Genomic DNA, 12,919 nt, shown 5'->3' with positions numbered 1-12,919 from the left:
TATTTTATGGACGTTTCGAACAAATATCTGAAATGGCTGGAATCTCAGATGGATGCCTGGGTGGACAAAAACCTCATATCATCTGATCAGAAGCTTGCGATAGAAGGCTTTTACGGAGATATGCCTTCAGAAAAAACAGAGATACTCCCTGTAGTGCTTGCTGTAATAGGAAGTGCGCTCGTAGGACTCGGGATAATACTCCTGCTCGCGAGGAACTGGTCTGAGTTTTCAAGACCTCTGAGACTCGTTATTTCAGTGATGCCATTTATTGCCGGAATGACTGCCGCATTCATCATCGTCATAAAGGACAGGCCAAAATGGACACACGAGGCTGTCGGAGTCTTCATACCGATCTCTGTAATTGCCGGACTTGGGCTGATAGGACAAACCTATCACAGCGTACAGCCGGCTCAGAGCATATTCCTTGTTTCCGCACTCATATCTCTGCCCTTTGTATATCTTCTGGATTCATCTATTGCTGCCATAATCTATATATTCCTGAGCGCAATATTCGTTATCGCATCTCCTGTAGAGTATATGTACGTGTCTCTTGCCAAGGCTATTGCGATGATTCTTCTCATAATACCATACAGCTCTCTGCTGGACAGGGAAAAGAGAAAGTTTGAAGGCTCATGGATAAACACCTTCGCTGTGATATACGGCTTTGCATGCATGATATCATCTACTAATCAGAGTTCATATTTTCCTGAGGGACTTCTTGTTTACGGTCTCATTATCGCGGGAATATTCATACTGAGATCTGAGCGCTTCTCATTTCCTTATGCGCTTTCGCTGCTCCTCATTTTTGCCGCTTTCTTCATACTGACCTTCAATTTCAGATGGAGATACAACTTTGCGTACAGCTATGATACACAGTCTATGCTTGTGCTTCTCTTTCTTGTAGCTTCATGTGCGGCGATTTTCTACATGAACCTCCGGATCGGCAACGCAGAGTTCATAAGATATGCAGCTTTTCTTGTGATTCCATTTGTAAGCATAATATACAGCACCATGGCTTACTCCATTAATATAGAGAACGCGGTTGTATGGTCATTCAATCTGGCCTTCTTCGCTGTCGCCGTAAGTATATTCGTAAACGGCTCAAGGCTTCTGCTCAGAAGCGATGCCAGCATAACACGTGCAAACATGGGACTTATACTGATACTGGCTATAATATCAAAATGGTTCTTTGATATCGACATCAGCTTCCTTGCAAGAGGAATACTTTTCATATGCCTTGGCGCAGCTTTTCTGATATTTAATTATGTTTTCAGCAGAAAGAAGAAGAGAGGTGCAGGAAATGACAGATAAGAAAAAGAAACTTGCTCTCATGGCGGCCTTCAGCGCTGTGGCCCTTATTGCCATAATATTTACAGGGCTCAAGTCTGAAATGGCTCTGAGACTCGGAGATCCTTATAATATAAAGATACAGGGATATGATCCCTACGATCCTGTGCGCGGAAAATATATAATGTTCACGATAGATACCTCGAAAGTACGTACTTCTGAGGATATCGGCTATGCGCAGAGCAGGGTCTGCTATGTGACTCTTGTAGAGGACAGCGAGGGCTTTTATGTACTTGATGAGGCTTTTCTTGAAAAGCCGGAGGGTGTGCCTTATCTCAAGACCTTCATGAGAAACTACTATGATGGCTCATATTTCTATACGTCACCGTTTGACAGCTATTTTCTTTCCGAGGATATATCGCTTAATGCCGAGACCATCCTCAACCAGAATTTTGAGAGCGCATATGTTACGGTTCGTATCTGGAATGGCACTGGTGTTGTTTCCGGAATGTATGTAGACGGCAGATCCATCGAGGAACTCGCAGCGGCGGTCGGATAATATGATCATGCCCACCGGGAAATCCGGGCACAAAAAAACACCCGGCATAAATGCTCAGGTGTTTCGAATTGGCTACGTCCTACTTTCCCGGGAGGCTGCCCTCCAAGTATTATCAGCGATGCAGGGCTTAACTTCTGTGTTCGGAATGGGAACAGGTGTATCTCCTACTCTATTGTAACCATATTACTTTCTTAGTATATCATATGTCCCAGGATATTTCAATACCTTTTCACATAAATAAGGAGCATAATATGAATGTAAACAGATACAGAAAGATGACTTCGGTCGCAGCCGGCAGGAAAAAGCCGGACCTCGTGCTCAAGAACGGACGGGTAATCAATGTGTTCACTGATAAGATAGAGACGTGCGACATAGCCATATGTGATGGCATGATCACAGGCACAGGAAGCTTTGAAGGAACTAAAGAAATAGATCTTGAGGGAAAATATGTATCTCCAGGATTCTTTGACGCGCATCTTCACATGGAGTCTACGCTTGTGACTCCCGCAGAGCTCATACGAAACGTGATTTCATGGGGGACTACTTCATTCATAGAGGATCCTCATGAGGCTGCAAACGTAAAAGGCAGCGATGGCATAGACTATATTCTCTCACAGACTGAAAATGTTCCTGCGAATGTGTTCGTAATGCTTCCCTCCTGTGTTCCATCTCTTGAATTTGAAAACAACGGATGCATATTCGGTCCGGAAGACATGAAAAAATATGTTGATAATCCCAGAATTCTGGGGCTGGGAGAGGTCATGGACTACCCCTCCGTAATAAGTGGCAGCAAAAACATGATGAAGAAGATCTGCATGTTCAGCGACATGGTAATAGACGGCCATGCTCCGGATCTTTCTGACAGCGACCTTGATGCCTATATGATATCTGGGGTGGCTACCGATCACGAAGCCACAACCTTTGAATATGCGCTCAAGGAGGTCAGCAGAGGCATGCATGTCCATATAAGGGAAGGCAGTGCTGCAAAAAATCTGGACGCCATAGTAAACGGCATAGTCGAAAACAGGATCCCGACTGACAACTTCTCATTCTGCACAGATGACAAGCACATCGAAGAGATAAAGAACGAGGGCCACATAAGCTACTCCGTAAAAAGAGCCATCCAGCTTGGAATAGAGCCCGTAGCCGCTATTAAGATGGCCACTATAAACACCGCACGGTGTTACGGACTAAGGCACCTTGGGGCAATAGCCCCGGGATATCAGGCAGACCTCGTCATATTCAACAACTTTGAAGAATTTGTAATATCAGATGTCTATCACCTCGGCAAAAACATAAAGGATTTCGAATGGAGCAGTCCGAGCCTGAGCAGCAACCATCCTCTCAAGAATACAGTGGATATCTCAAATATATTCAAGAGCAGCTTTTCCATGCCAATGGATGATTCAAAGAAGGCCGTTATAAACCTTATGGACAATCAGATAACCACGCTCAGGAGCGATGAATATCTGCCAAAGAGAAATGGATTTTTCATTCCTGATCCTATTTTCAACAAGATTGCAATCATTGAAAGACACAAAAATACCGGACTCATAGGAATGGGCGTTGTCAAAGGATTTGGAATATCCGGGGGTGCAATCGCATCCAGCGTGTCTCACGATTCGCACAATATTTCCGTAATAGGAGACAACAACAGCGACATGCTCATAGCCGTGCTCGAGCTGCAGAAGGAAATGGGCGGATTTACAATCGTATCCTGCGGAAGGGTAATAAAAACGCTTCCCCTTCCTGTAATGGGACTGATGAGCGAGGCCCCATTCGATGAAGTAAATGAAACTCTTAAAGAAATGATCTCAATAGCGCATTCCATGGGTGTATCCAGAAGCATCGATCCTTTTATTACGCTCTCATTTATAAGTCTTCCTGTAATTCCTGAAATAAGGATAACTCCAAAAGGAATGTTTGATGTGAGACAGATGAAATTCATATAGCTTATGTATCCGCAATATTTGTTCACAAAAAAAATCACCTGAGATATTCTCAAGTGATTTTTTCAATTGGCTGCGTCCTACTTTCCCAGGAGGCTGCCCTCCAAGTATTATCAGCGATGCAGGGCTTAACTTCTGTGTTCGGAATGGGAACAGGTGTATCTCCTACTCTATTGCAACCATATTAATTTGGATGGATGTACCATCAAAACTGCATGCCAATCTAAAGCTTCGCTTCTTTTTTCTTCCAGGTAAATTTTGGTCAAGTCCTCGATCTATTAGTACTCATAAGCTGCATGCATTACTGCACTTCCACCTTGAGCCTATCAACCACGTAGTCTTCATGGGATCTTACTCCTTACGGATGGGAAATCTTATCTTAAGGGTGGCTTCGTGCTTAGATGCCTTCAGCACTTATCCATTCCGCACATAGCTATCCAGCTGTGCCACTGGCGTGACAACTGGTGCACCAGAGGTGCGTCCAACCCGGTCCTCTCGTACTAAGGTCAGCTCCTCTCAAATTTCCTACGCCTGCGACGGATAGGGACCGAACTGTCTCACGACGTTCTGAACCCAGCTCGCGTACCACTTTAATGGGCGAACAGCCCAACCCTTGGGACCTACTACAGCCCCAGGATGTGATGAGCCGACATCGAGGTGCCAAACCTCCCCGTCGATGTGGACTCTTGGGGGAGATCAGCCTGTTATCCCCAGGGTAGCTTTTATCCGTTGAGCGATGGCCCTTCCACTCGGTACCACCGGATCACTAAGCCCGACTTTCGTCCCTGCTCGACCTGTATGTCTTGCAGTCAAGCTCCCTTTTGCCTTTACACTCTTCGCACGATTTCCGACCGTGCTGAGGGAACCTTTGGGCGCCTCCGTTACTCTTTAGGAGGCGACCGCCCCAGTCAAACTGCCCGCCAAGCAGTGTCCCAGACGAGGATTCACTCGTCGTGGTTAGAACTCAAACAATACAAGGGTGGTATCCCAACGGCGGCTCCAACGAGACTGACGTCCCATCTTCTTAGCCTCCCACCTATCCTGTACATGTATTGCCTAAATTCAATGCTAAGCTACAGTAAAGCTCCATGGGGTCTTTCCGTCCTGTCGCAGGTACCCGGCATCTTCACCGGGACTACAATTTCACCGAGTCTGTTGTTGAGACAGTGCCCAAATCGTTACGCCTTTCGTGCGGGTCGGAACTTACCCGACAAGGAATTTCGCTACCTTAGGACCGTTATAGTTACGGCCGCCGTTTACTGGGGCTTAAGTTCACTGCTTCGATTGCTCTGACAGATCCCCTTAACCTTCCAGCACCGGGCAGGCGTCAGCCCCTATACTTCACCTTGCGGTTTTGCAGAGACCTATGTTTTTGGTAAACAGTCGCTTGGGCCTATTCTCTGCGGCCTGATTTCTCAGGCACCCCTTCTCCCGAAGTTACGGGGTAATTTTGCCGAGTTCCTTAACAACAGTTCTCTCGCTGGCCTTAGGATTCTCTCCTCACCCACCTGTGTCGGTTTGCGGTACGGGCACCTTGATCTAACTAGAGGCTTTTCCTGACAGCGTGAAATCGCAGACTTCGTTACTTAATTTCACTCCCCGTCACGCCTTGGCATTGTACCTGTGGATTTGCCTGCAGGTACTGCCTTGACGCTTGGACGCGCATAACCAACAGCGCGCTTCTGCTATCCTTCTGTGTCACCCCATTGCTCAAACGATCTTTGGTGGTACGGGAATCTACACCCGTTGTCCATCACCTACGCCTTTCGGCCTCGGCTTAGGCCCCGACTAACCCTGAGAGGACGAACCTTCCTCAGGAAACCTTGGGTTTTCGGCCTGGGGGATTCTCACCCCCATCTCGCTACTCATGCCAACATTCTCACTCGTATACTGTCCACTGCTCCTTACGGTACAGCTTCAGCCTGTATACGACGCTCTCCTACCACTCTCCTTACGGAGAATCCGTAGCTTCGGTAATATGTTTGAGCCCCGGTAATTTTCGGCGCGGGACCACTCGACCAGTGAGCTATTACGCACTCTTTAAATGAGTGGCTGCTTCTAAGCCAACATCCTGGTTGTCTGTGCAATCCCACATCCTTTTCCACTTAACATATATTTTGGGACCTTAGCTGACGGTCTGGGCTGTTACCCTCTTGACCATGGACCTTATCACCCATAGTCTGACTGCCGAGTATGATGTACGGGCATTCGGAGTTTGATAGTCTTCGGTAACCCAAAGGGCCCCTAGGACATTCAGTGCTCTACCTCCCGCAATCTTAACCTCGACGCTAGCCCTAAAGCTATTTCGGAGAGAACCAGCTATCTCCAGGCTCGATTGGAATTTCACCGCTATCCACAGTTCATCCCCGCACTTTTCAACGTGCGTGGGTTCGGTCCTCCATTTCCGATTAAGGAAACTTCAACCTGACCATGGATAGGTCGCCTGGTTTCGGGTCTGCAGCATTGAACTTTCGCCCTGTTAAGACTCGCTTTCGCTACGGCTTCGGACCAGAAGTCCTTAACCTTGCTCAATACCGCAACTCGTTGGCCCGTTCTACAAAAAGTACGCAGTCACACATTAACGTGCTCCTACAGCTTGTAAGCATAAGGTTTCAGGTTCTATTTCACTCCCCTCCCGGGGTTCTTTTCACCTTTCCCTCACGGTACTATTCTCTATCGGTCGCCAGGTAGTATTTAGCCTTAGGGGGTGGTCCCCCTATCTTCCCACAAGGTTTCACGTGTCTCGTGGTACTCTGGATACACCTGGAAGTCTTCTCATTTCGTTTACGGGGCTGTTACCCTCTGCGGCGGCTCTTTCCAAAGCTCTTCTACTATGATACCTCTATTCCATGATGGTGTCCAAAACCCCTGACCGGAAAACCGATCAGGTTTAGGCTGTTCCCCTTTCGCTCGCCGCTACTTAGGGAATCGAGTTTTCTTTCTTTTCCTCCGGGTACTTAGATGTTTCAGTTCTCCGGGTTCCCCTCACTGCACTATGTATTCATGCAGAGATATACAGGCATTACCCTGTATGAGTTTCCTCATTCGGAAATCTTCGGATCGAAGGTTGCTTGCACCTCCCCGAAGCTTATCGCAGCTTACCACGTCCTTCATCGGCTCCTGGCGCCAAGGCATCCACCTTACGCTCTTAATAACTTGACCTATATAAATCAATATTTGCTATGCAAATTTTGGTTTCTCTTTATGGGACTCTCACCCGCTCTCGGCTTTCGCCGTCTTTAAATCTATTGATGATTTTGCAATCAACTTAAGAATTGTTGTTAAAAATAATAGATATTTTTAACTGTTTTGTTTTTTTCTCGATGAAATTACAGTTTGTGTTACCTTCGACGGATTTCAGACCTACATAACTTTATCAACTTTTAGGGTGATTAGTATATTTGTATTTCTTTCTTCGTCTTTGCGTATCATCTGTAATTTATATTCTGGAATTAAAAGATGTGTTTCTTTTAATTGGTATGCAGTTTTCAAGGTACATTTTTGAGTTTTTCATCAAAAAAAATGATGAACCCTCAAGACTAAACAGCAGAATAGTTTCTCCCTAGAAAGGAGGTGATCCAGCCGCACCTTCCGATACGGCTACCTTGTTACGACTTCACCCCAGTCATTGGTTTTGCCTTAGGCAACTTCCCCCTTACGGTTGGATAGTTGACTTTGGGCCCCCCCAACTCCCGTGGTGTGACGGGCGGTGTGTACAAGACCCGGGAACGCATTCACCGCAGCATTCTGATCTGCGATTACTAGTAACTCCAGCTTCATGCAGGCGAGTTTCAGCCTGCAATCCGAACTTAGACTGTCTTTATGGGATTAGCTCCACCTCGCGGCTTGGCAACCCTTTGTAACAGCCATTGTAGCACGTGTGTAGCCCTAAGCATAAGGGGCATGATGATTTGACGTCATCCCCACCTTCCTCCGAGTTATCCTCGGCAGTCTCTCTAGAGTGCCCAGCCAAGCTGCTGGCAACTAAAGACAAGGGTTGCGCTCGTTGCGGGACTTAACCCAACATCTCACGACACGAGCTGACGACAACCATGCACCACCTGTCACCTCTGCTCCGAAGAGGGGCCCCGATTAAGGGGCTTTCAGAGGGATGTCAAGCTTAGGTAAGGTTCTTCGCGTTGCTTCGAATTAAACCACATGCTCCGCTACTTGTGCGGGTCCCCGTCAATTCCTTTGAGTTTCACTCTTGCGAGCGTACTTCCCAGGCGGAGTACTTAATGTGTTAACTGCGGCACCGACCCTTAGGGCCGACACCTAGTACTCATCGTTTACGGCGTGGACTACCAGGGTATCTAATCCTGTTTGCTCCCCACGCTTTCGTGCCTCAGTGTCAGTATCAGTCCAGAAAGCCGCCTTCGCCACTGGTGTTCCTCCTAATATCTACGCATTTCACCGCTACACTAGGAATTCCGCTTTCCTCTCCTGAACTCAAGCCCGACAGTTTCAAGGGCTTACAACGGTTGAGCCGTTGCCTTTGACCCCTGACTTGTCAGGCCACCTACGCACCCTTTACGCCCAGTAATTCCGGATAACGCTTGCCCCCTACGTATTACCGCGGCTGCTGGCACGTAGTTAGCCGGGGCTTCCTCCTAAGGTACCGTCATTATCTTCCCTTAGGACAGAGTTTTACGACCCGAAGGCCTTCATCACTCACGCGGCGTTGCTGCATCAGGCTTGCGCCCATTGTGCAATATTCCCCACTGCTGCCTCCCGTAGGAGTCTGGACCGTGTCTCAGTTCCAGTGTGGCCGATCACCCTCTCAGGTCGGCTACTGATCGTCGCCTTGGTAGGCTTTTACCCCACCAACAAGCTAATCAGACGCAGGCTCATCCTTGTCCGCATGACTTTGATACAGTCCCGATGCCAGGTCTGTATTTCATCCGGTATTAGCACACCTTTCGATGTGTTATCCCGGTGACAAGGGCAGATTACCCACGCGTTACGCACCCGTCCGCCGCTAAGCTCAGATGTTTCACCCCCGAAGGGGATCCGCATTTGAGCTCCGCTCGACTTGCATGTGTTAAGCACGCCGCCAGCGTTCATCCTGAGCCAGGATCAAACTCTTAAATTTAATGGTTTGACTGGCCGGATTAAACATCCGACATATCTATTTTGTTATCTCAATAAATTGAAATTACGGTTTGTTTCTTTTTTTGATGATCACCCGAAGGCTCTCATCTAAATGGTTTGTATATTCTGCTGTTTAGTTTTCAAGGTTCATGTTGTTTACCGCCTTGTTTTGGCGACTTTATTAGTATACTACGTTTAGCAGTATTTGTCAATAGCTTTTTTAAAATTGGTGACCCATCCGCGACTCGAACGCGGGACACCCTGATTAAAAGTCAGGTGCTCTGCCGACTGAGCTAATGGGTCATCTGGAGCGGGTGAAGGGGATCGAACCCTCGCAACCGGCTTGGAAGGCCGGGGCTCTACCACTGAGCTACACCCGCAGCTATTTTGTTTTATGGTGGGACCAACAGGGCTCGAACCTGTGACCCCCTGCTTGTAAGGCAGGTGCTCTCCCAGCTGAGCTATGATCCCTGGAATTTGGTGACCCCTAGGGGAATCGAACCCCTGTTACCGCCGTGAAAGGGCGGTGTCTTGACCGCTTGACCAAGGGGCCATACAATAAAAAGCACTTGGGCTGAAAAAAGCTCAAGTGCTTTTTTAAATTGGCTGCGTCCTACTTTCCCGGGAGGCTGCCCTCCAAGTATTATCAGCGATGCAGGGCTTAACTTCTGTGTTCGGAATGGGAACAGGTGTATCTCCTACTCTATTGCAACCATATTCTTAGATGGATGTACCATCAAAACTGCATGCCAATTTAAGCTTCGCTTCTTTTTTCTTCCAGGTAAATTTTGGTCAAGTCCTCGATCTATTAGTACTCATAAGCTGCATGCATTACTGCACTTCCACCTTGAGCCTATCAACCACGTAGTCTTCATGGGATCTTACTCCTTACGGATGGGAAATCTTATCTTAAGGGTGGCTTCGTGCTTAGATGCCTTCAGCACTTATCCATTCCGCACATAGCTATCCAGCTGTGCCACTGGCGTGACAACTGGTGCACCAGAGGTGCGTCCAACCCGGTCCTCTCGTACTAAGGTCAGCTCCTCTCAAATTTCCTACGCCTGCGACGGATAGGGACCGAACTGTCTCACGACGTTCTGAACCCAGCTCGCGTACCACTTTAATGGGCGAACAGCCCAACCCTTGGGACCTACTACAGCCCCAGGATGTGATGAGCCGACATCGAGGTGCCAAACCTCCCCGTCGATGTGGACTCTTGGGGGAGATCAGCCTGTTATCCCCAGGGTAGCTTTTATCCGTTGAGCGATGGCCCTTCCACTCGGTACCACCGGATCACTAAGCCCGACTTTCGTCCCTGCTCGACCTGTATGTCTTGCAGTCAAGCTCCCTTTTGCCTTTACACTCTTCGCACGATTTCCGACCGTGCTGAGGGAACCTTTGGGCGCCTCCGTTACTCTTTAGGAGGCGACCGCCCCAGTCAAACTGCCCGCCAAGCAGTGTCCCAGACGAGGATTCACTCGTCGTGGTTAGAACTCAAACAATACAAGGGTGGTATCCCAACGGCGGCTCCAACGAGACTGACGTCCCATCTTCTTAGCCTCCCACCTATCCTGTACATGTATTGCCTAAATTCAATGCTAAGCTACAGTAAAGCTCCATGGGGTCTTTCCGTCCTGTCGCAGGTACCCGGCATCTTCACCGGGACTACAATTTCACCGAGTCTGTTGTTGAGACAGTGCCCAAATCGTTACGCCTTTCGTGCGGGTCGGAACTTACCCGACAAGGAATTTCGCTACCTTAGGACCGTTATAGTTACGGCCGCCGTTTACTGGGGCTTAAGTTCACTGCTTCGATTGCTCTGACAGATCCCCTTAACCTTCCAGCACCGGGCAGGCGTCAGCCCCTATACTTCACCTTGCGGTTTTGCAGAGACCTATGTTTTTGGTAAACAGTCGCTTGGGCCTATTCTCTGCGGCCTGATTTCTCAGGCACCCCTTCTCCCGAAGTTACGGGGTAATTTTGCCGAGTTCCTTAACAACAGTTCTCTCGCTGGCCTTAGGATTCTCTCCTCACCCACCTGTGTCGGTTTGCGGTACGGGCACCTTGATCTAACTAGAGGCTTTTCCTGACAGCGTGAAATCGCAGACTTCGTTACTTAATTTCACTCCCCGTCACGCCTTGGCATTGTACCTGTGGATTTGCCTGCAGGTACTGCCTTGACGCTTGGACGCGCATAACCAACAGCGCGCTTCTGCTATCCTTCTGTGTCACCCCATTGCTCAAACGATCTTTGGTGGTACGGGAATCTACACCCGTTGTCCATCACCTACGCCTTTCGGCCTCGGCTTAGGCCCCGACTAACCCTGAGAGGACGAACCTTCCTCAGGAAACCTTGGGTTTTCGGCCTGGGGGATTCTCACCCCCATCTCGCTACTCATGCCAACATTCTCACTCGTATACTGTCCACTGCTCCTTACGGTACAGCTTCAGCCTGTATACGACGCTCTCCTACCACTCTCCTTACGGAGAATCCGTAGCTTCGGTAATATGTTTGAGCCCCGGTAATTTTCGGCGCGGGACCACTCGACCAGTGAGCTATTACGCACTCTTTAAATGAGTGGCTGCTTCTAAGCCAACATCCTGGTTGTCTGTGCAATCCCACATCCTTTTCCACTTAACATATATTTTGGGACCTTAGCTGACGGTCTGGGCTGTTACCCTCTTGACCATGGACCTTATCACCCATAGTCTGACTGCCGAGTATGATGTACGGGCATTCGGAGTTTGATAGTCTTCGGTAACCCAAAGGGCCCCTAGGACATTCAGTGCTCTACCTCCCGCAATCTTAACCTCGACGCTAGCCCTAAAGCTATTTCGGAGAGAACCAGCTATCTCCAGGCTCGATTGGAATTTCACCGCTATCCACAGTTCATCCCCGCACTTTTCAACGTGCGTGGGTTCGGTCCTCCATTTCCGATTAAGGAAACTTCAACCTGACCATGGATAGGTCGCCTGGTTTCGGGTCTGCAGCATTGAACTTTCGCCCTGTTAAGACTCGCTTTCGCTACGGCTTCGGACCAGAAGTCCTTAACCTTGCTCAATACCGCAACTCGTTGGCCCGTTCTACAAAAAGTACGCAGTCACACATTAACGTGCTCCTACAGCTTGTAAGCATAAGGTTTCAGGTTCTATTTCACTCCCCTCCCGGGGTTCTTTTCACCTTTCCCTCACGGTACTATTCTCTATCGGTCGCCAGGTAGTATTTAGCCTTAGGGGGTGGTCCCCCTATCTTCCCACAAGGTTTCACGTGTCTCGTGGTACTCTGGATACACCTGGAAGTCTTCTCATTTCGTTTACGGGGCTGTTACCCTCTGCGGCGGCTCTTTCCAAAGCTCTTCTACTATGATACCTCTATTCCATGATGGTGTCCAAAACCCCTGACCGGAAAACCGATCAGGTTTAGGCTGTTCCCCTTTCGCTCGCCGCTACTTAGGGAATCGAGTTTTCTTTCTTTTCCTCCGGGTACTTAGATGTTTCAGTTCTCCGGGTTCCCCTCACTGCACTATGTATTCATGCAGAGATATACAGGCATTACCCTGTATGAGTTTCCTCATTCGGAAATCTTCGGATCGAAGGTTGCTTGCACCTCCCCGAAGCTTATCGCAGCTTACCACGTCCTTCATCGGCTCCTGGCGCCAAGGCATCCACCTTACGCTCTTAATAACTTGACCTATATAAATCAATATTTGCTATGCAAATTTTGGTTTCTCTTTATGGGACTCTCACCCGCTCTCGGCTTTCGCCGTCTTTAAATCTATTGATGATTTTGCAATCAACTTAAGAATTGTTGTTAAAAATAATAGATATTTTTAACTGTTTTGTTTTTTTCTCGATGAAATTACAGTTTGTGTTACCTTCGACGGATTTCAGACCTACATAACTTTATCAACTTTTAGGGTGATTAGTATATTTGTATTTCTTTCTTCGTCTTTGCGTATCATCTGTAATTTATATTCTGGAATTAAAAGATGTGTTTCTTTTAATTGGTATGCAGTTTTCAAGGTACATTTTT

General features: G+C 48.0%; 3 protein-coding genes, 4 tRNA genes and 6 rRNA genes. 3 read left to right on the top strand and 10 right to left on the bottom strand.

Annotated features, from left to right (window positions below):
* The first annotated feature begins 6 nt into the window (after window positions 1-6).
* Together AC4PGZ_RS12150 and AC4PGZ_RS12145 are read left to right on the top strand one after the other, a co-directional pair.
* The gene (locus AC4PGZ_RS12150) at window positions 7-1,311 is read left to right on the top strand and encodes a DUF2157 domain-containing protein (protein ID WP_492158870.1); all 1,305 of its coding nucleotides are present in this window, start codon (window positions 7-9) and stop codon (window positions 1,309-1,311) included.
* Window positions 1,301-1,846, top strand: coding sequence for a GDYXXLXY domain-containing protein (locus AC4PGZ_RS12145; RefSeq protein WP_492158869.1), 546 nt, complete (start codon window positions 1,301-1,303; stop codon window positions 1,844-1,846). The genes AC4PGZ_RS12150 and AC4PGZ_RS12145 overlap by 11 nt, the downstream gene beginning before the upstream one ends.
* A gap of 66 nt (window positions 1,847-1,912) precedes the next feature.
* Here the strand turns inward: AC4PGZ_RS12145 and rrf (AC4PGZ_RS12140) are convergent.
* Window positions 1,913-2,029: ribosomal RNA gene (rrf, locus tag AC4PGZ_RS12140) — 5S ribosomal RNA — on the bottom strand.
* Window positions 2,030-2,097: 68 nt separating this feature from the next.
* Between rrf (AC4PGZ_RS12140) and ade the strand changes: the two genes are divergently transcribed.
* Complete coding sequence (gene ade / locus AC4PGZ_RS12135; RefSeq protein WP_492158868.1) at window positions 2,098-3,798, top strand: adenine deaminase; 1,701 nt, start codon at window positions 2,098-2,100, stop codon at window positions 3,796-3,798.
* Between the two features lie 64 nt (window positions 3,799-3,862).
* Here the strand turns inward: ade and rrf (AC4PGZ_RS12130) are convergent.
* The 9 genes from rrf (AC4PGZ_RS12130) to AC4PGZ_RS12090 form a co-directional block, all read right to left on the bottom strand.
* Window positions 3,863-3,979 (bottom strand): 5S ribosomal RNA (gene rrf, locus AC4PGZ_RS12130).
* Window positions 3,980-4,053: 74 nt separating this feature from the next.
* Window positions 4,054-6,957, bottom strand: a 23S ribosomal RNA gene (locus AC4PGZ_RS12125).
* A 404-nt stretch (window positions 6,958-7,361) separates the two neighbouring features.
* A 16S ribosomal RNA gene (locus AC4PGZ_RS12120) occupies window positions 7,362-8,887 on the bottom strand.
* Between the two features lie 226 nt (window positions 8,888-9,113).
* A tRNA-Lys gene (locus tag AC4PGZ_RS12115) sits at window positions 9,114-9,189 on the bottom strand.
* Window positions 9,190-9,192: 3 nt separating this feature from the next.
* Window positions 9,193-9,266 (bottom strand) — tRNA-Gly (locus AC4PGZ_RS12110).
* A gap of 15 nt (window positions 9,267-9,281) precedes the next feature.
* Window positions 9,282-9,357 (bottom strand) — tRNA-Val (locus AC4PGZ_RS12105).
* Window positions 9,358-9,364: 7 nt separating this feature from the next.
* A tRNA-Glu gene (locus AC4PGZ_RS12100) sits at window positions 9,365-9,439 on the bottom strand.
* Between the two features lie 47 nt (window positions 9,440-9,486).
* Window positions 9,487-9,603: ribosomal RNA gene (rrf, locus tag AC4PGZ_RS12095) — 5S ribosomal RNA — on the bottom strand.
* A gap of 71 nt (window positions 9,604-9,674) precedes the next feature.
* A 23S ribosomal RNA gene (locus AC4PGZ_RS12090) occupies window positions 9,675-12,578 on the bottom strand.
* The 16S, 23S and 5S rRNA genes sit together here with 4 tRNA genes alongside, the layout of an rRNA operon.
* Window positions 12,579-12,919: the final 341 nt, after the last annotated feature.

This window comes from Proteocatella sp. QWL-06 (assembly GCF_058684135.1).
This window is presented reverse-complemented; position numbering and strand designations above follow the sequence as displayed.

Excerpts from the sequence above, each read along its gene's own strand:
- AC4PGZ_RS12150 (WP_492158870.1), top strand. The coding sequence starts at position 7 with ATGGACGTTTCGAACAAATATCTGAAATGGCTGGAATCTCAGATGGAT.
- AC4PGZ_RS12145 (WP_492158869.1), top strand. The coding sequence starts at position 1,301 with ATGACAGATAAGAAAAAGAAACTTGCTCTCATGGCGGCCTTCAGCGCT.
- ade (WP_492158868.1), top strand. The coding sequence starts at position 2,098 with ATGAATGTAAACAGATACAGAAAGATGACTTCGGTCGCAGCCGGCAGG.